23 protein-coding genes are annotated in these 21,476 nt (G+C 66.3%); 19 read left to right on the forward strand and 4 right to left on the reverse strand.

The features are described from left to right. Positions 1 to 2 precede the first annotated feature (2 nt). The 16 genes from folK to ACFC4D_RS05335 all read left to right on the forward strand — a co-directional run bounded on the left by folK (position 3) and on the right by ACFC4D_RS05335 (position 15,402). Entirely contained in the window at positions 3 to 539 is a 537-nt protein-coding gene (gene folK, locus ACFC4D_RS05260) for a 2-amino-4-hydroxy-6-hydroxymethyldihydropteridine diphosphokinase (RefSeq protein ID WP_376061924.1), read from the forward strand. Next, complete coding sequence (locus ACFC4D_RS05265) at positions 536 to 1,006, forward strand: DUF3180 domain-containing protein (protein WP_375962323.1); 471 nt, start codon at positions 536 to 538, stop codon at positions 1,004 to 1,006. The genes folK and ACFC4D_RS05265 overlap by 4 nt, the downstream gene beginning before the upstream one ends. Before the next feature lie 69 nt (positions 1,007 to 1,075). Then, positions 1,076 to 2,392: a DUF6779 domain-containing protein gene (locus ACFC4D_RS05270; RefSeq protein ID WP_376061925.1), complete on the forward strand. Its 1,317-nt coding sequence runs from the start codon at positions 1,076 to 1,078 to the stop codon at positions 2,390 to 2,392. 114 nt (positions 2,393 to 2,506) lie between these two features. After that, positions 2,507 to 3,436, forward strand: coding sequence for a Rossmann-like and DUF2520 domain-containing protein (locus ACFC4D_RS05275; protein WP_376061926.1), 930 nt, complete (start codon positions 2,507 to 2,509; stop codon positions 3,434 to 3,436). Then, positions 3,436 to 4,365: a pantoate--beta-alanine ligase gene (gene panC / locus ACFC4D_RS05280; protein ID WP_375962331.1), complete on the forward strand. Its 930-nt coding sequence runs from the start codon at positions 3,436 to 3,438 to the stop codon at positions 4,363 to 4,365. Before ACFC4D_RS05275 ends, panC begins: the two co-directional genes overlap by 1 nt. Positions 4,366 to 4,379: 14 nt before the next feature. Beyond that, the gene (panD, locus tag ACFC4D_RS05285) at positions 4,380 to 4,799 is read left to right on the forward strand and encodes an aspartate 1-decarboxylase (protein WP_364637629.1); all 420 of its coding nucleotides are present in this window, start codon (positions 4,380 to 4,382) and stop codon (positions 4,797 to 4,799) included. A 20-nt stretch (positions 4,800 to 4,819) separates the two neighbouring features. Further along, positions 4,820 to 5,620, forward strand: coding sequence for a type III pantothenate kinase (locus ACFC4D_RS05290; protein WP_375962334.1), 801 nt, complete (start codon positions 4,820 to 4,822; stop codon positions 5,618 to 5,620). A 191-nt stretch (positions 5,621 to 5,811) separates the two neighbouring features. Further along, positions 5,812 to 6,426: a cysteine dioxygenase gene (locus ACFC4D_RS05295; protein ID WP_364637633.1), complete on the forward strand. Its 615-nt coding sequence runs from the start codon at positions 5,812 to 5,814 to the stop codon at positions 6,424 to 6,426. Positions 6,427 to 6,431: 5 nt separating this feature from the next. Next, the gene (locus ACFC4D_RS05300) at positions 6,432 to 6,854 is read left to right on the forward strand and encodes a rhodanese-like domain-containing protein (protein WP_364638010.1); all 423 of its coding nucleotides are present in this window, start codon (positions 6,432 to 6,434) and stop codon (positions 6,852 to 6,854) included. Positions 6,855 to 7,032: 178 nt separating this feature from the next. Further along, positions 7,033 to 8,499 carry a lysine--tRNA ligase gene (lysS, locus tag ACFC4D_RS05305; protein WP_375963860.1) on the forward strand — a complete coding sequence of 489 codons (1,467 nt, stop codon included), beginning with the start codon at positions 7,033 to 7,035 and terminating at the stop codon, positions 8,497 to 8,499. A 117-nt stretch (positions 8,500 to 8,616) separates the two neighbouring features. Next, complete coding sequence (locus tag ACFC4D_RS05310) at positions 8,617 to 8,979, forward strand: Lsr2 family protein (RefSeq protein WP_364637635.1); 363 nt, start codon at positions 8,617 to 8,619, stop codon at positions 8,977 to 8,979. 197 nt (positions 8,980 to 9,176) lie between these two features. Then, complete coding sequence (locus ACFC4D_RS05315) at positions 9,177 to 9,800, forward strand: FHA domain-containing protein (protein ID WP_364637637.1); 624 nt, start codon at positions 9,177 to 9,179, stop codon at positions 9,798 to 9,800. A 140-nt stretch (positions 9,801 to 9,940) separates the two neighbouring features. Next, complete coding sequence (locus tag ACFC4D_RS05320) at positions 9,941 to 10,633, forward strand: DUF1772 domain-containing protein (protein WP_376061927.1); 693 nt, start codon at positions 9,941 to 9,943, stop codon at positions 10,631 to 10,633. Between the two features lie 154 nt (positions 10,634 to 10,787). Continuing rightward, complete coding sequence (locus tag ACFC4D_RS05325) at positions 10,788 to 11,744, forward strand: esterase/lipase family protein (protein ID WP_376061928.1); 957 nt, start codon at positions 10,788 to 10,790, stop codon at positions 11,742 to 11,744. A gap of 249 nt (positions 11,745 to 11,993) precedes the next feature. Further along, positions 11,994 to 14,537 (forward strand): ATP-dependent Clp protease ATP-binding subunit, encoded by a 2,544-nt coding sequence (locus ACFC4D_RS05330; protein ID WP_364637643.1) that lies wholly within the window; start codon positions 11,994 to 11,996, stop codon positions 14,535 to 14,537. 82 nt (positions 14,538 to 14,619) lie between these two features. After that, positions 14,620 to 15,402, forward strand: a complete 783-nt coding sequence (locus tag ACFC4D_RS05335; RefSeq protein WP_376061929.1) for a phytanoyl-CoA dioxygenase family protein — start codon at positions 14,620 to 14,622, stop codon at positions 15,400 to 15,402. A 3-nt stretch (positions 15,403 to 15,405) separates the two neighbouring features. On the opposite strand, the gene ACFC4D_RS05340 is transcribed toward ACFC4D_RS05335, so the two are convergent. Next, positions 15,406 to 16,200 (reverse strand): LLM class flavin-dependent oxidoreductase, encoded by a 795-nt coding sequence (locus tag ACFC4D_RS05340; protein ID WP_376061930.1) that lies wholly within the window; start codon positions 16,198 to 16,200, stop codon positions 15,406 to 15,408. Between the two features lie 174 nt (positions 16,201 to 16,374). On the opposite strand from ACFC4D_RS05340, the gene ACFC4D_RS05345 reads away from it, so the two are divergent. After that, positions 16,375 to 17,031: a VWA domain-containing protein gene (locus ACFC4D_RS05345; protein ID WP_375962348.1), complete on the forward strand. Its 657-nt coding sequence runs from the start codon at positions 16,375 to 16,377 to the stop codon at positions 17,029 to 17,031. Position 17,032: 1 nt separating this feature from the next. Here the strand turns inward: ACFC4D_RS05345 and ACFC4D_RS05350 are convergent, their stop codons facing one another. After that, positions 17,033 to 17,695 (reverse strand): response regulator, encoded by a 663-nt coding sequence (locus tag ACFC4D_RS05350; protein WP_376061931.1) that lies wholly within the window; start codon positions 17,693 to 17,695, stop codon positions 17,033 to 17,035. 24 nt (positions 17,696 to 17,719) lie between these two features. Continuing rightward, on the reverse strand, positions 17,720 to 18,940 hold the full coding sequence (locus ACFC4D_RS05355; protein ID WP_375962354.1) for a sensor histidine kinase: 1,221 nt from the start codon (positions 18,938 to 18,940) through the stop codon (positions 17,720 to 17,722). A gap of 126 nt (positions 18,941 to 19,066) precedes the next feature. Here ACFC4D_RS05355 and ACFC4D_RS05360 point away from each other — a divergent pair, with 126 nt between their 5' ends. Beyond that, a complete protein-coding gene (locus ACFC4D_RS05360) occupies positions 19,067 to 19,963 on the forward strand; it encodes an ABC transporter ATP-binding protein (protein ID WP_376061932.1) in 897 nt (298 codons plus the stop codon). Then, complete coding sequence (locus ACFC4D_RS05365; protein ID WP_376061933.1) at positions 19,960 to 20,808, forward strand: ABC transporter permease subunit; 849 nt, start codon at positions 19,960 to 19,962, stop codon at positions 20,806 to 20,808. Before ACFC4D_RS05360 ends, ACFC4D_RS05365 begins: the two co-directional genes overlap by 4 nt. Here ACFC4D_RS05365 and ACFC4D_RS05370 read toward each other — a convergent pair whose 3' ends face one another. Then, on the reverse strand, positions 20,809 to 21,426 hold the full coding sequence (locus ACFC4D_RS05370; RefSeq protein WP_376061934.1) for a TetR/AcrR family transcriptional regulator: 618 nt from the start codon (positions 21,424 to 21,426) through the stop codon (positions 20,809 to 20,811). Between the last annotated feature and the right edge of the window lie 50 nt (positions 21,427 to 21,476).

Raw genomic sequence — 21,476 nt, forward strand, 5'->3', positions numbered from 1 at the left:
CGGTGAGCCGGGTAGTGCTGTCGATCGGATCGAATCTGGGTGATCGGCTGGCGCACCTGCGCGGCGTGATCGAGGCGCTGCGCCCGCGCCTGCTGGCGGTGTCGTCGGTGTACTCCACGCCGCCGTGGGGCGGTGTGCCGCAACAGGATTACCTCAACGCGGTGCTGGTGGCCGAGGATCCGGAGCTGGAGCCCTCGGATTGGCTGCGGGTGGGGCAGGAGCTGGAGCAGGCGGCCGAGCGGGTGCGCGAGGTGCGCTGGGGCGCACGGACTCTCGATGTGGATATCGTGTGGGCCGCACAGCGCCGCCGGGACGGCGAGGTGCCGTGCCGCAGTGCCGATCCGATCCTGACGCTGCCGCATCCGCAGGCGCACAATCGGGCCTTCGTGCTGGTGCCGTGGCTGGAGGTGGAGCCCGATGCCGCGCTGGAGGTGAGTGCCGGTGCGCCGCAATCGCTTCGGGAGCTGCTCGAGGTGCTGGACGCGGCCGAGATCGAGGGTGTGCGCCGCACCGAGCTGGCGCTGGGGTGGCCGGTGTGAAGCCGACTCGCGTATTGGATCTGTGCCTGAATGTGGCGCTGGCGGCGGTGGTGGCCTGGATCGCCACCAATGTCGCGTATTCGAGTTTCCCGCCCATCACGGTGTTCTCGGGGGCCTCGCTGCTGCCGGTGGCGGTGCTGGAGGCGGTGCTGGCGTTCGTGATTCGGGCCCGGGTGGAGAACCGGGGGATCGGGGACAGTCCGCGGCAGTTGCATCCGATCACCGCGGCGCGGGCGGTGGCGCTGGCCAAGGCGTCGGCCCAGGTGGGTTCGCTGGTGGGTGGCATCTGGCTGGGGTTCCTGATCTGGCTGCTGCCGCAGGGCTCGGATCTGCGGGCGGCCTCGGCGGACACCCCGGGTGCGGTGGTCGGCCTGGTGGCCGGGCTGCTGCTGGTGGCGGCGGCATTGTGGCTGGAATATTGCTGTCGCGCGCCGATTGATCCGCCCGATGAAGCGGCTACCTCATAGCAAACATAAAGTCGACGATGATCGGCAAGGTTGAAGCCGGAGTGTCCAGTTCAAGCTATGTTGGTGGCTATGGTTTCACCCTCCCGGAGCAGTGCTTCCCGTCGACGACGTGAAGACGCGGGAAAATTCTTCACCGGTCTGCTGCTTCTCCTCGGTCTGGTTGCCAGTATTTTCCTGGTCTTCAGCGATAACGTCCACATGATCCGTGTGGGCCTGGTCGCGGCGCTGTGGGCGGCCGCCATCGGAGCCCTCGCCGCGACCCGTTATCGCAGGGAGTCGGCTACGGACCGGGCCAAAGTAGGTGACCTGCAAAAGGTCTACCAACTGCAGCTGGAGCGCGAGGTTGCTGCCCGCCGCGAATACGAGCTCGGCGTCGAGTCGCGAGTGCGTAAAGAGGTCGGCGCCGATGCCGAGGAAATGGCCGCATTGCGTGCCGAACTGACGGTATTGCGCGAGAGCCTGCAGCGTCTCTTCGACGGCGATCTGCCCGGTGAACGCCCCGCTCTGCGCGCCGATGCCGTCCGAGTGCAGGAATTGCCGGCCAGCAACGGCAATTCCCCGAATGGGTCGGCGAACGGTAACTGGGAGGACACCGACTCCTGGGATCCGTGGTCCGCGCCCGTCGATCCGATCGAACAGGACCTCGGCAGCCGCATCACCCCGGTCTTCGACGCCGACCATCCCGAGCCCCCGGCCTTCGCCAGTCCCTTCGACGATCCGGTGACCGCGGAGACCTCCATCGTCACCGACAGCATCGACCGGCTGCGCGTGCCGCATCATCCGGCCGATCGCAATCGCGATTACGAGCCGCCGCACGATTTCGAGCATCTGCGCCCGTTCGAGGACGACTTCGCCGCCAAACCCGCCGCACCGCAGGATGATTCCCGCGATGACGTGGACGCCGCGCGGGCCGCCGCCGACGCCCTGCGCTCGGGTTCGGGTTCGGCGCAACCGATTCCGCGAGCGAACAACGGCGATGACGCCGAGCGCAAGCACACCGAGCCGCTCACCAGCCTGGAAGGTGAAGGGCCCGAGCAGGTTCCGTGGTTCGAGACCGATCTGTCCGAGGCGGGCGGGGTGCCCCGCACCGCGACCGGCAATGGCGCGCAGTCGGGTGCCGCGGCACCGGCCGCCACGGGCGGTGCGACGCAACCCGCCGACAGCGGTCAGCCGCAGTCGGCGAACGGCGGGGAGCAGGACGCGGCCGAGCAATCCGGATCGTCCGCCAATCCGCGGCTGGCCCCGCCCGCCGCGCCCGCGCAGCCGATCGGCACCGCGAGTTCGCGTCGCCGTCGTCGTTCCGACGAGGACGCCGACGATGATTCGGGCCGTCGCCTGTCGGTCGCCGAGATCATGGCGAACCTGCGTTCCGAGGGTGGCCGGTAACCGCCTGTAAGACATCCCACAGTCGGTGGCCTCGCCGTATCGAGGCCGATATCCTCGGGCCGTAACGTCTGGTACCCGCGATGCGGGACTGGAACGAACTTCGAGAGGACAAGGGTGACCTCGGACAAGGATGTCTGCGGAACCGATCTTGCGCCTGCACGACTGACGGTGGGAATCGTCTCGGCGGGACGCGTCGGCTCCGCCCTGGGTGCGGTACTCGAGCGCGCCGGGCATGTGGTCTTCGGTGTTTCCGCGATTTCGGACGCCTCGATTCGGCGCGCCGAGACGCGGCTGCCGGATTCCCGCATTCTGCCCGCCGAAGAGGTGGCGGCGCGCAGCGAACTGCTGGTGCTGGCGGTGCCGGACAGCGAATTGGCCGGGCTGGTCGCGGGTTTGGCGACCGCGGGCGTGGTGCGCCCGGGCACCATCGTGGTGCACACCTCCGGTGCGAACGGCATCGCGATCCTGGCCCCGCTCACGGCGCTGGGCGCGCTGCCGCTGGCGATTCATCCGGCCATGACCTTCACCGGACATGACGAGGACATCGCGCGACTGGCCAATGCCTGCTTCGGCGTGACCGCCGCGGACGATATCGGCTATGCCATCGCGCAGGCGCTGGTGATCGAGATGGGCGGTGAGCCGGTCCGTGTCTCGGAGGAGAACCGCACCCTCTATCACGCGGCTCTGGCGCACGGCAGCAATCATCTGGTGACCCTGATCGTGGACGCCGTGGCGGCCCTGCGCGCGGCGCTCGCGGGCCCCGGCCTGCTCGGTCAGCAGATGGTCGACGAACAGCCGAACGGACTTGCCGAGCGCATGCTGGCCCCGCTGGCCTCTGCCGCATTGGACAACGCGCTGCGCCGCGGCCCGGCCGCGCTCACCGGCCCGGTGGCGCGCGGCGATGTGCCCGCGGTGGCCGCGCATCTCGAGGCGCTCGAGGATCTGGACCCGCGCATCGCGGCCGGATATCGCGCTCTCGCACTGCGTTCGGCCGAGCGCGCCAAGACCAACCCCGCCCTGTTCGATCTGCTGGAAGGACACTGATGGACCCGAAACTGCGTGGTGCGTACAAGCGCGGTGAGCTGACCGTGTTGCACGAGCCTGCGGTGGTCACCTCGGTTGCCAAGGCTTTGCGTTCGACGGGTCGTACGGTCGCGCTCGTGCCGACCATGGGTGCACTGCACGAGGGCCACTTGGAGCTGGTGCGGCGAGCCAAGCGCACCAATCAGGTTGTCATCGTGTCCATCTTCGTGAATCCCCTGCAATTCGGTGCGGGCGAGGATCTGGACAAGTACCCGCGCACCCTGGACGCCGATGTGGAGCTGCTCCGCGCCGAGGGCGTGGAGCTGGTGTTCGCGCCCAGCGCCGCCGAGATGTACCCGGACGGCCCGCGCACCACCGTGCACCCCGGCCCGATCGGCGATGAGCTCGAGGGCGCGGTCCGCCCCGGCCATTTCGCGGGCATGCTGACCGTGGTGGCCAAGCTGTTCCAGATCTGCCGCCCCTCCGAGGCGTTCTTCGGCGAGAAGGATTATCAGCAGCTGACGCTGATCCGGCAGATGGTCCGCGATCTGAATTTCGATCTGAAGATCGTCGCCATTCCCACCGTGCGTGAGCAGGACGGTTTGGCGCTGTCCTCCCGGAACCGATTCCTCGATCCCGCCCAGCGTGAGCTGGCGACCACGCTGTCGGCCGCGCTGGCCGCGGGCGGGCATGCCGCCGGACTTGGCCCGAAAGCCGTATTGGAAGCGGCACATTCGGTACTGTCCACGGTGTCGGGCATTGAACTCGACTACTTGGAGATCCGCGACTCCAATCTCGGTGTGGTGCAGACCAGCGGAAACGCGCGTCTGCTGATCGCCGCCCGAGTGGGCGGCACCCGCCTCATCGACAATCTGCCCGTCACCCTCGGTACGCCTGTCGACGGCAATCCGAACACTCCCTACCGGCCTGCTCAGGCCACAATTCGTTAGAAAGGCAACAGGCGATGTTGCGCACCATGATGAAGTCCAAGATCCACCGTGCCACGGTGACCCATGCCAACCTCCACTATGTCGGCTCGGTGACCGTGGACCAGGACCTGCTCGATGCCGCCGATCTGCTCGAGGGTGAGCTGGTCGCGATTGTCGACATCACCAATGGCGCCCGGCTCGAGACATACATCATCGCGGGTGAGCGCGGTTCCGGCGTGATCGGAATCAATGGCGCCGCCGCCCATCTGGTGAATCCGGGTGATCTGGTGATTCTCATTGCCTACGCACAGCTGAACGAGGCGGAGTTGCGGGAGTACGCGCCCCGCGTGGTATTCGTCGACGAGCGCAATCGTCAGGTGGAGCTGGGTTCGGATCCGGCGCACGCGCCCGAGGGCTCGGACCTGATCTCACCGCGTTCTCTATCCACGAACTGAACGGAGCGTCGGGGACACCCATGCTGCTGACCATCGATGTCCGCAATACCAGCATCGAGCTGGGCCTGTTCTCCGGTAGCGGGGAGCACGCGAAGCTGGTGCGGCAGTGGCGGACCCATACCAATCCGCTGCTGACCGCCGATGAATTCGCGCTCATGGTGCGGGGTTTGATCGGTGCGGACGCGGAGCAGGTTATGGGTGTCTCCGCGCTGTCCACGGTGCCGCCGGTGTTGCGCGAGCTCCGTGAAATGCTCGGCCGCTACTGGGGTCATGTCCCGAACATTGTGGTGGAACCCGGTGTGCGAACCGGTATTCCGTTGCTCGTGGACAATCCCAAGGAGGTGGGCGCGGACCGTATTGTGAACTGTCTCGCGGCCTACCATCGGTACCAATCCCCGGCCATTGTGGTGGATTTCGGTACGGCTATCTGTGTGGATCTGGTGTCGGCCAAGGGAGAATTTCTCGGCGGCATCATCGCGCCAGGTGTGGAGATTTCCACCGAGGCGCTGGTGGAGCGCAGCGCGCTGCGCCGGGCCGAGCTGGCGCGGCCGCGTTCGGTGATCGGTAAGAACAGCATGGAATGCATGCAGTCCGGTGCTGTTTTCGGTTTCGCCGGTATGGTCGACGGCCTCATCGATCGAATTCGCGATGAATTCGACGCCTTCTCCAGCGATGATGTGGCGATCGTGGCGACCGGTGCGACGGCCCCGTTGATCGTGCCGGAGTCCGAGACCATCGAGCATCACGAACCGCATCTGACCCTGGATGGTCTGCGCCTGGTCTACGAGCGCAATCAGCAGCGCAAGGTGCGCCAGCCGTAATGCGTACCCGTCGGTTTGTGACGCAGTCGTTCTCCGTGGCCTCTGTTGCTTCGGCGAGAACGGCTGCTAAGCTCCCCCTCGTGTATTTCCGCGTGAGCACCCAGGAGTGTTGTCGAGGCTGACCAGCCTCGGCGTCGTCGAGGCATCGTTTTTGCCCTCGACCGTGCACACACTTCTTGGAGTTTCGCCTCATGCGATCTTCGGTACTTTCCCTTTCCACAGCCAATGCGCCCCACGGCGGCTCGCGGCTCCTGCCCGAGGTGACCGAACGGGCCACCGCGTCGGCTCTCCCCACCCGGCTGCGTCCCGCCGACCTGCTGCGTCTCACCGATGAGGGCGCCGAGGACGTACTGGCCGGGCGTTACGATCACCTGCTGCCCGCCGATGGCCTGTGGCCGACCGAAAAGCGCTGGGCGGTAAGACTTCTCGCCGATGACGAGGTCGACCTGTGGCTGATCAGCTGGGTGGCCGATATCGCCACCGAATTGCACGATCACGCCGGTTCACTGGGCGCGCTGACCGTGCTCTCCGGCGCGCTCTCCGAATTCCGCTGGAACGGTAAGGAATTGCGCCGGCGCACGCTGTCCGCGGGCGATCAGGCTTCCTTCCCGCTGGGCTGGGTGCACGACGTGGTGCGCGCCCCCGCCGCCGAAGCCGGTATTTCCGGCCCGCTCGATCCGACTTTGAGTGTGCACGCCTATTCGCCGCCGCTGACCGCGATGTCCTATTACGAGGTCACCGGTCACGGCACGCTGCGCCGCACCCGTTCCGTTCTCACCGACCAGCCCGAAGGCGAACTCGAATGACCCACATGACGATCGACGGCATGCTCGCCGAAGCGCGTGAGCGGCTGCGACGCCTGTACCCGGTGGAAATCCCGCAGGCCATCGCCCGCGGCGCCCTGCTGGTGGATATTCGCCCGCAGGCGCAGCGCATGCGGGAGGGCACGCTCCCCGGCGCACTGGTGATAGAGCGCAATGTCCTGGAATGGCGTCTGGACCCGACCAGTTCGGCCCGCCTGGCCCTGGCCGACGATCACGACCGCGAATGGATCATCGTCTGCTCGGAGGGCTATACCTCCAGCCTGGCGGCCTCCTCGCTGCAACAGCTGGGCCTGCGCCGCGCCACCGATCTGGTGGGCGGATACCAGGCGTTGAAGGCCGCCGGACTGCTCATGGTGGCCGCCACCGCACCGCATTTCGAGCGCGAGGTCGTCACCCTCGCGTGGCTCTGAGCCGATTCGCGAAAATCGGGCCGCGGTTTGCCCGGGCGGCGGAAAAATGGGTTTCCACCGCAGGATAAGCTAAAGCCCCGTGAGCACCCCCACCCCCTCTTCCTCCGCAGGCACCACGTCTCCCGCAGGTCAGAAGCGTTCCGCGACTCCGGTCGTGGAACAGGATGTCCCCGAGCAGATGCGGATTCGCCGCGAGAAGCGGGAGCGGTTGCTGGCCGAAGGCCGTGAGGCTTATCCGGTGGTCATCGACCGCACGCATACCCTCGCCGAAATTCGCGCCGCATATCCCGAACTCGAAGCCGATACCCAAACCGGTCAGGTTGTCGGAGTCGCGGGCCGCGTAATTTTCCAGCGGAATAGCGGAAAACTGTGTTTCGCCACTCTCCAGGAGGGTGACGGCACCAAGTTGCAGGCCATGATCAGCCTCAACGGCGTGGGCGCGGAGTCGCTCGCGGCGTGGAAGTCCGATGTGGATCTGGGCGATTTCGTGTTCGTGCACGGCGAGGTGATCGCTTCGCGCACAGGCGAATTGAGCATCATGGCGGATGGCTGGGAGATGGCGGCCAAATCGCTGCGCCCGCTCCCGGTGGCGCATAAGGAGATGAACGAGGAGTCCCGCGTCCGGCAGCGCTATGTGGACCTGATCGTGCGCCCGGAGGCGCGTGAGATGGCCCGCACCCGCGTGGCCGCGGTGCGCGCGCTGCGAGACGCGCTGGAGCGCAGGGGTTTCCTCGAGGTCGAGACCCCGATGCTGCAGACCATCCACGGCGGTGCGGCGGCGCGCCCGTTCGTCACCCACTCGAATGCGCTGGATCTGGAGTTGTTCCTGCGTATCGCTCCGGAGTTGTTCCTGAAGCGATGTGTGGTCGGTGGTATCGAGAAGGTCTTCGAGATCAACCGGAACTTCCGAAACGAGGGTGCCGACTCCACCCATTCGCCCGAGTTCGCAATGCTGGAAACCTACGAGGCGTACGGCACCTACGACGATTCCGCGAAGATGATGCGGGAATTGATCCAGGAAGTGGCGCAGGCGGTCTACGGCACGCAGGTGGTCACTCTTGCCGATGGCACGGAATACGATCTGTCCGGCGAGTGGACGACAGTGGAGATGTACCCGTCGTTGTCGGAGTCGATCGGTGTGGATGTCACGCCGGAAACTTCCGTACCGGAATTGCTGGCACTGGCCGAACGCGTCGGTCTGGAAATTCCGCAGGACAAGGGCTATGGCCACGGCAAACTGGTCGAGGAACTCTGGGAGCACGTCTACGGCGACAAGCTGTACGCGCCGACTTTCGTTCGCGACTTCCCGGTGGAGACCTCTCCGCTGACTCGTCAGCATCGGAGCAAGCCCGGGGTTACCGAGAAGTGGGATCTGTACGTGCGCGGCTTCGAACTCGCGACCGGATATTCCGAACTCGTTGATCCGGTGATCCAGCGGGAACGTTTCGAGGATCAGGCGCGTTTGGCCGCTGCGGGCGACGATGAGGCCATGCGGCTGGACGAGGACTTCCTTGCCGCGATGGAGCACGGTATGCCTCCGACGACCGGAACGGGTATGGGAATCGACCGGTTGCTGATGGCCCTGACTGGCTTGGGAATCCGGGAAACGATACTCTTTCCAATTGTGCGTCCAGTAGCTCGCTGAGTTCTCTGGATTGCATTGTCGGTGCCCGTTCTGGGACTATCGAATTCAGCGGTATTCTAGTTTTGGGTAATCGGCCTAACTATGCGGGTCGCACGATTTCGAGAGGACGTTCATCTCATGGCAAAGAAGGTCACCGTTAGCCTGATCGACGATGTCGACGGTGAGTCCATCGCGGACGAGACCATCGAGTTCGCAATCGATGGCGTCTCGTACGAGATCGACTTGTCGACGGCTAATGCGTCCAAGCTGCGGGACGGTCTGGAGGTCTGGGTTGCCAACGCTCGTCGCGTGAGCGGCCGGCGCCGTACCAAGGGCGCTGCCGTCGCTTCGACGGGTCCGAAGAGCCGGGTTTCGATCGATCGTGAACAAAGTGCGGCGATTCGTGAATGGGCGCGCCGGAATGGGCACAAGGTTTCTGCTCGTGGGCGTATCTCCGCGGACATCACGGAGGCTTACAACAAGGCCGCTGCGAAGAACTAGTCGTCTTTGCGACTGCCGTCCGGGTGTTTCGTGCGAGCCCGGACGGCAGTGGTTTATTCATACGCTTTGCACATAACTCGTATGGGTGCGCCGTGCCCATATCCATGGCACGATCTTGCTCGTGCCGAGGCGGCACGGCACCATTGAACTGTGCGGACGATGTCACTGGCTGGGTGTAGAGACGAGGTATCGGCGCAGTGACCGCATTTCACGGCTCATTACTGCGGGTCAAGGATCACGAGGGCCGTCAGCACGAGCTGATGCTGACCCCGGATCAGCCGCGCATCACCATCGGCCGCTCCCCGCAGGCCGACCTCTCGCTCTTCTGGGACGTCGAGGTGTCCCGCCTGCACGCGACCGCCGAATACCTGGGCGCGCACTGGACCATCGTGGATGACGGGCTCTCCCGTAACGGCACCTTCGTCAATGGGGATCGCCTGGTCGGACGGCATCGGCTGGCGCCCGGCGATGTGATCCGAATGGGCACCTCGCGGGTCACCTTCCACGATTTCTCCGGCGCCGCAGGCGATGTCACGCAGACCTCCACCGGTGGACTGCCCACGCTGCGCTCGCTCACCGAAACCCAGCGGTCCGTGCTCATCGCGCTGTGCCGTCCGCTGCGCGGCAATGACGGGTTCGCCTCGCCGTCGTCGAATCAGCAGATCGCCGCGGAGCTGTTCCTGAGCGTGGACGCCATCAAGACGCATCTGCGGGCGCTGTTCGCCAAGTTCGGCGTGGAGGATCTGCCGCAGAATCAGAAGCGCGTGCAGCTGGCGAATCTGGCCATGCGCAGCGGCGTGGTGTCCGAACGGGACCTCTGATCGCATCTCCGAGCGTCTCGAGACGCTCGCTGATGTCCCCGAGCTTCTGGGGTATGTCGCACGCTCGCTCCGGACGGTTGACTGGAAGTCGTTGAACAGCCCGGGAATTCCGGGATGAGGACCCAGTCAGGAGATATCTGATGTTTGCGCTTCGTATGGCCGCGCTGGTGGCGGCGACCCTGTCGACCGGTGTCATCGCCGGCCTTTTCTACGGCTACGCGAACTCGGTGATGCCCGCTCTGGGCCAGACCGACGACCGCGTGATCATCGACGTGATGCAGCGCATCAACGTCATCATCGTCAATCCGCTGTTCATGCTCGCCTTCATGGGCACGGTCGGTTTCACCGTGCTGGCGGCGGCACTGCACCTGGGCAAGGATTCCCGCACCACGCTGCTGTGGATCGGTATCGCACTGGTGCTCAACGTGATTGCCTTCGCGGTGACTTCGGGGCTGAACGTTCCGCTGAACAATCAGCTGGCGGCGGCCGGTGATCCGGCGCAGATCGGTGATCTGGCGGCGGTCCGGGCACAGTTCGAAACCTCTTGGGTGCGTTGGAATATCGTCCGCGCGGTGCTGCACACCCTGGCGTTCGCGGTGCTGATCGGCGCGCTGTTCGTGGCCGGTGTGCAGCACGGTAAGGCGAACGCGGCGGCTGCTCCGGCGGGCACCTCGGTGGCGGGTGGCCCGGTGGCGAGTGGCTCGGTCTCGAATGGCCCGGCGTTCCAGCAGCCGCGTGGCGGGTTCGCCGCTCCGGTGGCCCAGCAGCGTTTCGCTCCGGCGGCACCGGGTTTCGCACCGCTCCCGCAGCAGGCTTACCGCCAGCAGTACTGATCACCTCGCACGCAGAACCGGGATCCACTTCGGGTCCCGGTTTTTTGCTGCGTGAGAGACTGAAACAGGTTTCATAAATTACCCGCCAGTATCCCATCTCGCGTGCTTGTTTTTCGATTACGTTGTCGGAACGCGTTCTAGTTTGGGAGGGAACATGCGTGCTGCGCTACTGCGCCGTTCGCCGGGATCACTGCTGGCGATGGCTCTTCTGGCGGTCCTGTCCCTGGGGGTGAGCGGGACGGCCCGCGCCGACCTGCCGGTGGACTACAACTTCTTCGCGGGGATTCCGTACGAACTGGCGAATCCGGGCGGTTCATTGCCCGGGGCCAATGACTGGTCCTGCAAACCGACTGCGGCACATCCGGATCCGGTGGTGCTGATCCACGGCACCGCGGGCGGCGCGCAGACCAACTGGGGTGCGTACGCCCCGCTGCTGGCCAATGAGGGCTACTGCGTCTACTCCCTCACCTACGGCAGTCTCGATGTGCCGTGGCCGCTTTCGGCCATGGGCGGTATGAAGCCGATTCCCGAGAGCGCCGCGCAACTGGGCGCGTTCGTGGACCGGGTGCTGGCCGCGACCGGTGCGCCCAAGGTGGACTTCATCGCCCATTCGCAGGGCAATACCGTCGGGAACTACTACATCAAGCGCGCGGGCGGACACGGCAAGGTGGACAAGTTCGTCGCCATCGCCCCGCCCTGGCTGGGCCTGTTCGGCGACAGCATGAACATGCTGCGTGCGTTCGGGAAGCAGTTGGGCGCGGACGCCGACGCGGTGGACAACATGATCAGCGCGGGTGTCTGCCAGGCGTGCCCGCAGATGCTGGGTAACTCGTCGTTCGTGAACGCCCTGAACGCCGACGGCATCTACGATCCGACCGTCTCGTATACCAATGTGGCCTCGAATTTCGACGAAGCCGTCTGGCCGTCGGTCGCGCTGGTGCCCGCCCCGAATGTCGTGAACATCCTGGTGCAGAGCGATTGCGCCACCGACTTCTCCGATCACATGGCCATCGCCGGCAGCCGCCGAGTGGCCGCCGATGCCCTGAATGCCCTGGACCCGGCCCATCCGCGGGCCGTGCCGTGCGTATTCATCCCACCCTTCACCGGGTAATCGTTCGCGTGTTCGCTGTGGGCGTAGCCGGGACGGAAACGTTCCCGGCTACAGCCCCGTTATGAGGGAATGAGTCGTACTGAGGCCGGTTCGCAATAGGGTGGACGGACGACGTGCGTGACCCCCGCCAACTAGAGTGGAGGCGGGGGATGCAACCCCAGGGCTTCATGGCAGGCTGGCGACCAGAAGGGCAGCACAGGGTCTGAAGCGCCGGATGCCGTAGCAAGCGGAGCAGGAAGTGAGGGAGCGATGTTCGAGAGGTTCACCGACCGCGCACGGCGGGTCGTTGTCCTGGCCCAAGAAGAGGCCCGGATGCTCAACCACAACTACATCGGCACCGAGCACATCCTGCTGGGCCTGATTCACGAAGGTGAGGGCGTCGCAGCGAAGTCGCTGGAGTCGCTGGGCATTTCGCTGGAGGGTGTGCGGTCGCAGGTCGAGGAGATCATCGGGCAGGGCCAGCAGGCGCCGTCCGGTCACATCCCCTTCACCCCGCGTGCCAAGAAGGTTCTCGAGCTGTCGCTGCGTGAGGCGCTGCAGCTCGGCCACAACTACATCGGCACCGAGCACATTCTGCTCGGCCTGATTCGCGAGGGCGAAGGCGTCGCGGCTCAGGTGCTGGTCAAGCTGGGCGCGGATCTGAATCGCGTGCGGCAGCAGGTTATTCAGCTGCTGTCGGGATACCAGGGCAAGGAGCCGGTCGAGGGTTCGGGCACGCGCAGTGAGTCGGGCACCCCGTCCACGTCGCTGGTGCTGGATCAGTTCGGCCGCAACCTGACCCAGGCCGCGCTGGAGGGCAAGCTCGACCCGGTCATCGGCCGCTCGAAGGAAATCGAGCGCGTCATGCAGGTGCTGAGCCGCCGTACCAAGAACAACCCGGTCCTGATCGGTGAGCCCGGCGTCGGTAAGACCGCCGTCGTGGAGGGTCTCGCTCAGGCCATCGTCAACGGCGAGGTGCCCGAGACGCTCAAGGACAAGCAGCTGTACACCCTCGACCTGGGTTCCCTGGTCGCGGGCAGCCGCTACCGCGGTGATTTCGAGGAGCGCCTGAAGAAGGTGCTCAAGGAGATCAACACCCGCGGCGACATCATCCTGTTCATCGACGAGCTGCACACCCTGGTGGGTGCGGGTGCGGCCGAGGGCGCCATCGACGCGGCCTCGATCCTCAAGCCCAAGCTGGCTCGCGGTGAACTCCAGACCATCGGCGCGACCACGCTCGACGAGTACCGCAAGTACATCGAGAAGGACGCCGCACTCGAGCGCCGGTTCCAGCCGGTGCAGGTCGGCGAGCCGACGGTCGAGCACACCATCAATATCCTCAAGGGTCTGCGGGACCGCTACGAGGCGCACCACCGGGTGTCCATCACCGATGGCGCTCTCGTCGCCGCCGCGACGCTCGCGGATCGCTACATCAACGATCGGTTCCTGCCGGACAAGGCGATCGACCTCATCGACGAGGCGGGCGCGCGCATGCGCATCCGCCGGATGACCGCACCGCCGGACCTGCGCGAATTCGACGACAAGATCGCCGACGCCCGCCGCGAGAAGGAAAGCGCCATCGACGCGCAGGACTTCGAGAAGGCAGCGCGCCTGCGTGACAAGGAGAAGCAGCTCGTCGCCAAGCGGGCCGAGCGCGAAAAGCAGTGGCGCTCGGGCGATCTGGACGTCGTGGCCGAGGTCGACGATGAGCAGATCGCGGAGGTGCTGGCCAACTGGACCGGTATCCCCGTCTTCAAGCTCACCGAGGAGGAGACCACCCGTCTGCTCCGCATGGAGGATGAGCTGCACAAGCGGATCATCGGCCAGGAGGACGCGGTTCGGGCTGTCTCCAAGGCAATTCGCCGTACGCGTGCCGGTCTGAAGGACCCCAAGCGCCCGTCGGGTTCGTTCATCTTCGCCGGTCCGTCCGGTGTCGGTAAGACCGAGCTCTCGAAGGCGTTGGCCAACTTCCTGTTCGGCGATGACGACGCGCTCATCCAGATCGATATGGGCGAGTTCCACGACCGCTTCACCGCTTCGCGTCTGTTCGGTGCCCCTCCGGGCTACGTCGGCTACGAAGAGGGCGGCCAGCTGACCGAGAAGGTGCGGCGCAAGCCGTTCTCGGTGGTGCTGTTCGACGAGATCGAGAAGGCCCACCAGGAGATCTACAACACCCTGTTGCAGGTCCTCGAGGATGGTCGCCTGACCGACGGTCAGGGTCGCACGGTGGACTTCAAGAACACCGTCCTGATCTTCACCTCGAACCTCGGCACCTCGGATATCTCGAAGGCGGTCGGCCTCGGCTTCGCCCAGAGCAATGCCGAGGGCTCGAACTACGAGCGGATGAAGCTCAAGGTCAACGACGAGCTGAAGAAGCACTTCCGCCCCGAGTTCCTGAACCGCATCGACGATGTCATCGTCTTCCACCAGCTGACCCAGGATCAGATCATCCAGATGGTGGACCTGATGATCGGCCGCGTCGCCAAGCAGCTCAAGAACAAGGATATGGAGATCGAGCTGACCGAACAGGCCAAGAGCCTGCTCGCCAAGCGCGGTTTCGATCCGGTGCTCGGCGCTCGTCCGCTGCGTCGCACCATCCAGCGTGAGATCGAGGACCAGCTGTCGGAGAAGATCCTCTTCGGCGAGCTGGGCGCCGGTCAGATCGTGAAGGTGGATGTCGAAGGCTGGGACGGCGAAGGCCAGGGCGAGAACGCGAAGTTCACTTTCGCGGCCCGCGCCAAGCTGACCAAGAAGGACACCGCCGAGGAGCAGCCGGTGGTCGTCGCAGGAGAGGCCGCCGCTGTCGGCGAGTAGTCTCCCGCGATGAAAATCGCTTGATCGCGAAGCCCCCTCTCACCAATGGTGTGAGGGGGCTTTCGCGTATCGAAGGGACGGCATGCTCACAGACACTCAGGTGGACGCGTTCATCACCGATGGATTCGTGAAGGTCGACCAGGCCTTCCCGCGCGAGGTGGCCGATGCAGGCCGCGCCTTCCTCTGGCGCGAAACCGGTTGTGATCCGGACGATCCCGCCACCTGGACGCAGCCGGTCATCCGATTGAACGGGTACGGCGACGAACCGTTCCGGCAGGCCGCCACCGCGCCCGCACTGCTCGAAGCCTTTGATCAGCTGGTAGGTCCGGATCGCTGGGTACCGCGAAAAGGTATCGGCACCTTCCCCATTCGCTTCCCGAGCAGCCAGGCTCCCGGTGACGACGGCTGGCATATCGACGCGAGCTTCCCTGGCGACGACGATCCGACCGATTACTTCCGGTGGCGGATCAATGTGCGCTCCAAGGGCAGAGCCCTGCTGATGCTCTTCCTGTTCTCCGACATCACCGCCGCGGACGCGCCGACCCGGATTCGGGTCGGCTCGCATCTGCGACTGCCGAAGGTCTTGTCCCCCTATGGGGAATCCGGTGTGCCGATGCCGGATCTGTTGGACGCCTACGCGGCCACCGCCGATCTACCGCAGGCCGAGGCGACCGGGCGGGCCGGGGATGTCTATCTCTGCCATCCCTTTCTGGTCCACGCCGCCCAACCGCACCGCGGGCGCACCCCTCGTTTCCTCGCCCAGCCTCCACTGGAATTGCGGGAACCATGCGTCCTGGAGCGGAGCGACGGCGTGTATTCGCCGCTGGAGCAGTCGATTCGGCTCGGGCTCACCGAGGCCCGGTAAAACTCACCGGAACCGCGACAGCACGGGCGCGAAGGCGGCGCCGAGCTCGCCGGGCACCAGCAACTCGTCGATCCCGTACTTCTCCCGGTAGTACTCGAGCATTTCGGCGGCATCGGTCGGGTCGGCGGGCAGCAGCGCCGCGGCCCCCGCCTCGCGCAGTTGCTCGATGGTGATGCCGAGATGACGGGAGACATAGAACGGCAATTGATCGCCGATGCCCACCAGTTGCAGGCTGAACGGGATCGGCCGGGAGGTCCGATCGCGGACGGTGGTGATGATCGCGGCCAGCTCCTGTTCGGTGGCGGCGGGGTCGACGGCCAGATGGATGCGATCGGCGTGGTCGGCGGCGACCGCGAGCATACGGGGACCGGCGGCGGCGATGACGATCGGCGGCACGGGCTGCACGGACGTGCGCACGGCCTCGATGGTCTCGATCAGCCGCTGGCGCCGTTCGGTGGCCGAACCCCAAGACACACCGAGCTTTTCGGCCTCGCGTTCGGCGTCGGGCCGGCCGGTGCCGAGGCCGAGTTCGAAGCGGCCGTCGGAAAGCAGTTGCAGGGCAGAGGTTTCGCGGGCGGTCACCATCGGGGTGCGGAGTGGGGCGGCGATGACATTCGGTCGCAGGGCCAGGGTTGTTGTCACGGCGGCCGCCGCGGCCAGCGCCGGGAACGGGGAGGGCGTATAGAGGGTGTCGGGGAGCAGGAGCGTCCCGTAGCCCCGCTGTTCCGCGTCCCGGGCGGTGCGCGCCCATTCCGCGCCGGAGCGGGGTGGGATGACGATTCCGAAGTTCATGCTCATGGTTCGAGAATGCGGTGCGGCGGTGTCGCGCACATCGGTTTCGATGCGGTCACCGGACTACGTCTCGAGGCGTAGCGGGGCCGGGTGGAGCGGCCGAAAAGTCGGCGGCGGGGTCGGTTTCGCGGGCGTACGGTGGGCGGGGTCAGTCACCAATTCGGCTCGGGGGAGCGCACCATGACCAATCCTGATCTCACACTCATCGCGGTTCTGCTGGACCGTTCGGGCTCCATGCAGTCCATCAAATCCGATACCGAGGGCGGGTTCGCCGCCTATTTCGAGCAGCAGCGCGAGGTGCCCAAGCGCATCGAGGTGACGCTGGCGCAGTTCGATACCGAATACGAAGTGGTCTACGCGAATCGGCCGCTCGCGCAGGTGCCGCCGCTGGACTTGCAGCCGCGCGGGATGACCGCGCTGTACGACGCGGTGGGCAAATTGATTACCGATGTCGGTGCGGAGCTGGCGGCTCGCGACGAGTCGAATCGCCCGGGCACGGTCATCGTGGTGGTCATGACGGACGGCCACGAGAACTCGAGCCGCGAGTGGTCGCACACCGCCGTGAAGTCCCTGATCACCCAGCAGCAGGACACCTGGAACTGGAACTTCCTGTTCCTGGGCGCGAATATGGACGCGGTCGCCATCGGCGCGGATATGGGTTTCTCGCCCCGCCAGTCCATCACCTATGCAGCCGCCCCGCAGGGCGTCTCCGGCGTCTTCAAAGCCGCCTCCGCCTACTCCGCCCGCCTCCAGGCCCCGCCCGCCCCGGGCAGCTACTCACCTCGCGAGGAGGGCTTCACCGACGCCGAGCGGGATCAGTCCAACCCCGGCCGCTGAACTACTGCCAGCCGGGGCGGACCAGACCGGATTCGTAGGCCATGACGACCAGTTGGGTACGGTCGCGGGCGTTGAGTTTCAACAGGATTCGGCTGACGTGGGTGCGGGCGGTGGCGGGGCTGAGGTAGAGGCGTTCGGCTATCTCGGCGTTGGTGAGGCCCTCGGCGACCAGGGTCATGACTTCGCGTTCGCGGTCGGTGAGTTCGGTGAAGGTCTGGGCCGGTGCGGGTTTGGCGTGGGTGGCGAATTCGGCGACCAGGCGTCTGGTGACGCTGGGGGAGAGCAGTGCGTCCCCGGCCGCCACCACCCGCACGGCCTTGACCAGGTCGGCGGGTTCGGTGTGTTTGACCAGGAAGCCGGTCGCGCCCGATCGCATCGCCTCGAAGACGTACTCGTCGAGTTCGAAGGTGGTCAGCACCACCACCCGCACCTCGGAAAGTTCGGGGGCGGCGGCGATTTCGCGGGTGGCGGCGAGGCCGTCCAGGATCGGCATGCGGATATCCATCAGCACCACATCGGGGATGAGTTCGCGCGCCAATCGCACGGCCTGATCACCGTTGTCGGCCTCGCCGACCACCTCGATATCGTCCTGTGCGTCCAGCAGGGCCGCGAAGCCCGCGCGGACGAGCGCCTGATCATCGGCGATCAGAACCCGGATGTTCATGAAATCTCCTGCGGCACAGTGAACCTAGGCGGCCGGTTCGGGATGGTTCAGGTGGACGGGTAGCCGGGCTTCCACGCGGAAGCCGCCATCGGCCTTGGGTTCGGCGAGCAGCCGCCCGCCGAGCGCCTTGGCGCGTTCGGTCATACCGGTGATGCCGTGCCCGCCGGTGCCCGCGATGGCGGCGGGTGCGCGCGTGGGCCGGGTGTTGTCGACCGCCAGATGCAGTCGATCGGCCGAATAGCGCACGGTGACAAGCACACTCGCACCGGGTGCGTGCCGCACCACGTTAGTGAGCGATTCCTGCACGATGCGCGCGGCGGCCACGTCGACGACCGAGGGCAGTCGTTTGGGCACCCCGGTGACGATGGCCCGCACCTCCAGGCCGGTGGCGCGGGCGGGTTGCAGCAGACTCTCCAGATCGCTGATGACGACCGTGGGCGTGATCGGCGCGGGCACGGTGCCGGTGCCGCCGCGAATGGAGCGCAGCAGCGCGTGCACCTCGCCGAGCGCGTCCTTGCTGGCGTCCTTGATCGCGGCCAGCGCGGTCGCGGCCTGTTCGGGCCGACGATCGATCAGTTCTAGCGCCACCGAGGACTGCACATTGATGAGCGAGAGGCTGTGCGCGAGCACATCGTGCAGTTCACGGGCGATGGCCAGCCGTTCCTCGCTGACCCGCTGTTCCCGTTCGGCCGCCACCCGTGCGCGTTCGGCGGCTTCGCGTTCGTGCTGCGCCTGTTCATTGCGGCGCGCCTCCTCGGCGCGTCCGCGGCGCGCCGTAGTGGCGGCCATCCGCTGACGCAGTCCCTCGGCGATGGCGACGAGCACGACCAGCCAGGCGAGCAGTCCGAACTGCTGCCACGAATTGGTGTCGTAGCCGCGCCAGCCGGGCACCGGCCACACCATGAGCAGATAGCCGACCGGTACGAAACCGTAAGTGCGCCAACGCGGTCCGCGCACCCCTGCGGTGAGGAACGACACAACGAGCGCCAGGAACACCGGACCGTATCCGTAGCCCGCCAGCAGGTAGGCGCTGGTGATCGCGAGCACCGCGTAGAAGACCGGTTCCGGGTAGCGCCGCCGGAACAGCAGTAGCAGCGGTCCGGCCGCCAACAGTGCGTATCCGAGCAGGTCGAGCCCACGTGTTCCCGTCTGATGCTCGTTGGCCAGGGTGCCCGCGCCGAGCTGGATCGCGGCGACCACCAGTGCGAGCAGCACATCCCACCGCCGTGCCGCACTCGTCTCCATAGCTGCACGGTAGCGCCGTATCCACCGGTTCGGCACTGTCTCGGGGGTAAATACGTCGCGATACGTACGCCGGATCGCGCTGTGCGGCGGATGTTTCTGCGCAGGTCGCGGCGGATTCTCGTAGTCATGAAAGAAGCGATCGCCGAGACCGGCCGGTTGACCAAACGCTACGGCGCGCACACCGCGGTGGATGCCGTGAGCATGAGCGTGCGACGCGGTGAGATCTACGGATTCCTGGGCCCGAACGGTGCGGGCAAGACCACCACCCTGCGCATGCTGGTCGGTCTGATCCGGCCCACCGAGGGGACCGCGACGGTGCTCGGCCGACCGCCGGGCGATCCCGAAACCCTGCGCCGCATAGGCGTTCTCATCGAAGGCCCGGGTTTCTACCCGTACCTGTCCGGCCGCGACAACCTGCGGGTGCTGGCGCAGTATCGCGGCGTCTCCCACGACGAGGTGGAGCAGGCACTGCACCGGGTCGCCCTCGCCGATCGCGGTGGTGACAGATTCCGCACCTATTCACTCGGTATGAAACAGCGCCTGGGCGTGGCCGCGGCCCTGCTGGGCAGTCCCGACCTGCTGATTCTCGATGAGCCCACCAATGGCCTCGACCCCGCCGGGATGGCCGAGATGCGGGAGCTCATCACCGGACTCGCCGCCGACGGGCACACCGTTGTGCTGTCCAGTCACCTGCTCGCCGAAGTGCAGGAGATCTGCGATCGCGTCGGCGTCATCTCCGGTGGGCGGCTGCTCGCCGAATCCACGGTGCGCGAATTGCGCGGCGCGGCATCGCTTTTCCTGCGCGCCGAACCGCTGGACCTGGCCTTCCCGGCGGTGCGCCGGGTGGTCGGGGAACGTGCCGCACTGCTCACCGCGAACGGCATCAGGGTCGATGCCGGTGTGGCGAAGGCGCCCGCGGTGGCCCGTGCGGTGATCGAGGCGGGCGCGGATCTGTTGGAGCTGCGCACCGACGAAAAGTCCTTGGAGGAAGTGTTTTTCGAGATGACGGAGACCGCGAAATGAATGATCTGATCGCCAGTACCCGGGCCGAGCTGCTGCGCCTGCGCAAATGGCCCGCGTTCTGGATCGTGCTCGGGACATGGATCCTGTTGAATCTCACGTTCGCCTACCTGTTCAACTATCTGGCCTATACGACCGGCGATTCCAGCCGGATGTCGAACGGCCAGCCGCGCGAGGTCCTGCTCCAGTTGATGCTCCCGTCGGCCGTCCCGGAGGTGTTCACCCAGGGCATGGCCATGTTCGGCGGCGCGCTCATGCTGGTGCTGGGCGCCCTCGCGGTGGGCAGCGGATACGGTTGGGGCACTTGGAAAACCGTGCTGACCCAGGGACCTTCGCGGGCCGCCGCGATCGGCGGGGTGGTGGTGAGCCTGGCGGTGACGGTGATCGCGCTGGTGCTGGTCGCCTTCGTGGTCGATACCGGTGTGGCCGCGCTCATCGCCGCGACGCAGGATCAGCCCCTGGCGCTGCCGCCCGCGAGCCGGATACTGCTCGGAATCGCCTCGGGCACAGCCATTCTGGGCATGTGGACGCTGGCGGGCGCATTGATCGGGGCCATCGCTCGCGGTCCCGCGCTCGCGGTGGGCCTGGGCCTGGTGTGGGTGCTGGTGGTGGAGAACCTGCTGCGCGGGGTAGCCGGAATCTTCTCGCCCATAAAGGCTCTCACCGATCACCTGCCCGGCACCGCCGCCGGATCCCTGGCGGGTTCGCTGCGCACCACCACCGGTCCGGGCACCCCGGGCGTGCTGGATATCCTCACCCGGGGTGAGTCCCTGCTGGTGCTGGCGGCCTACGTCGCGGTCTTCGCGGCGGGCACGATCTGGCTGATCCGCCGCCGGGACATGATCTGATCAGTCGGAAGTTCTTGCGGCACAACCGATGACGCCGTCCGCGAGCTGTCGCAGGGCGGCGTCGATCTGTGCCGGGGTCAGCCCGCGTTCGCGCTGATACCGATAGACCTCCGCCGCGAGCGGCGCGAGCAGCACGTCCACCAGCGGTTCCGGTTCGGCCACACCGGCTTCGGTGAGCAGAGACCGCACATGCACCCGCCAGAACTGGTACGCGCCGGTCCGGAAGCGCGCACCGCCGGTCTCCGCGCCCAGGATCAGATTGGCATGCGTGCCGAGTAGTTCGAGCATCGCCGTATAGAACGCCGCGAGCCGCTCGGCAGGCGGCGCACCCGGCCCCAAAGGCGGTGCGCCGCGCAGTAATTGCTCCTGGAGTTCACGTTCGTGCTGATCGAGCAGGGCCACGGCGATGGATCCGGCATCGGGATAGCGCCGGTACAGCGTCCCGCGTCCCACCCCGGCGGCCTTGGCGATGTCGTCCATGGTGACGGTGCGCGGATCGCGGGTGCTGAACAGTTCCGCCGCCGCGGCGAGGATCTTGGCCCGATTGCGCGCGGCGTCGGCGCGTTCCGGCGGCGGGGTCTGCGCCGCGCCGATCAGCGGTAGTCCTGCCGGTTCCATGCGGCCACTGTAACCCCGAAACGGATAAGTGGACAAGCTGTCCGGTTAGC

Source organism: Nocardia sp. NPDC056000, from assembly GCF_042269265.1.
Taxonomy (GTDB): Bacteria; Actinomycetota; Actinomycetes; order Mycobacteriales; family Mycobacteriaceae; genus Nocardia.

Bases quoted from the DNA above. Each gene is read 5' to 3' on its own strand.
- ACFC4D_RS05270 (WP_376061925.1), top strand. From the start codon at position 1,076: ATGGTTTCACCCTCCCGGAGCAGTGCTTCCCGTCGACGACGTGAAGAC.
- panC (WP_375962331.1), top strand. From the start codon at position 3,436: ATGGACCCGAAACTGCGTGGTGCGTACAAGCGCGGTGAGCTGACCGTG.
- panD (WP_364637629.1), top strand. From the start codon at position 4,380: ATGTTGCGCACCATGATGAAGTCCAAGATCCACCGTGCCACGGTGACC.
- ACFC4D_RS05290 (WP_375962334.1), top strand. From the start codon at position 4,820: ATGCTGCTGACCATCGATGTCCGCAATACCAGCATCGAGCTGGGCCTG.
- ACFC4D_RS05295 (WP_364637633.1), top strand. From the start codon at position 5,812: ATGCGATCTTCGGTACTTTCCCTTTCCACAGCCAATGCGCCCCACGGC.
- ACFC4D_RS05300 (WP_364638010.1), top strand. From the start codon at position 6,432: ATGACGATCGACGGCATGCTCGCCGAAGCGCGTGAGCGGCTGCGACGC.
- lysS (WP_375963860.1), top strand. From the start codon at position 7,033: ATGCGGATTCGCCGCGAGAAGCGGGAGCGGTTGCTGGCCGAAGGCCGT.
- ACFC4D_RS05310 (WP_364637635.1), top strand. From the start codon at position 8,617: ATGGCAAAGAAGGTCACCGTTAGCCTGATCGACGATGTCGACGGTGAG.
- ACFC4D_RS05320 (WP_376061927.1), top strand. From the start codon at position 9,941: ATGTTTGCGCTTCGTATGGCCGCGCTGGTGGCGGCGACCCTGTCGACC.
- ACFC4D_RS05325 (WP_376061928.1), top strand. From the start codon at position 10,788: ATGCGTGCTGCGCTACTGCGCCGTTCGCCGGGATCACTGCTGGCGATG.
- ACFC4D_RS05330 (WP_364637643.1), top strand. From the start codon at position 11,994: ATGTTCGAGAGGTTCACCGACCGCGCACGGCGGGTCGTTGTCCTGGCC.
- ACFC4D_RS05335 (WP_376061929.1), top strand. From the start codon at position 14,620: ATGCTCACAGACACTCAGGTGGACGCGTTCATCACCGATGGATTCGTG.
- ACFC4D_RS05340 (WP_376061930.1), bottom strand. From the start codon at position 16,200: ATGAGCATGAACTTCGGAATCGTCATCCCACCCCGCTCCGGCGCGGAA.
- ACFC4D_RS05345 (WP_375962348.1), top strand. From the start codon at position 16,375: ATGACCAATCCTGATCTCACACTCATCGCGGTTCTGCTGGACCGTTCG.
- ACFC4D_RS05350 (WP_376061931.1), bottom strand. From the start codon at position 17,695: ATGAACATCCGGGTTCTGATCGCCGATGATCAGGCGCTCGTCCGCGCG.
- ACFC4D_RS05355 (WP_375962354.1), bottom strand. From the start codon at position 18,940: ATGGAGACGAGTGCGGCACGGCGGTGGGATGTGCTGCTCGCACTGGTG.
- ACFC4D_RS05360 (WP_376061932.1), top strand. From the start codon at position 19,067: ATGAAAGAAGCGATCGCCGAGACCGGCCGGTTGACCAAACGCTACGGC.
- ACFC4D_RS05365 (WP_376061933.1), top strand. From the start codon at position 19,960: ATGAATGATCTGATCGCCAGTACCCGGGCCGAGCTGCTGCGCCTGCGC.
- ACFC4D_RS05370 (WP_376061934.1), bottom strand. From the start codon at position 21,426: ATGGAACCGGCAGGACTACCGCTGATCGGCGCGGCGCAGACCCCGCCG.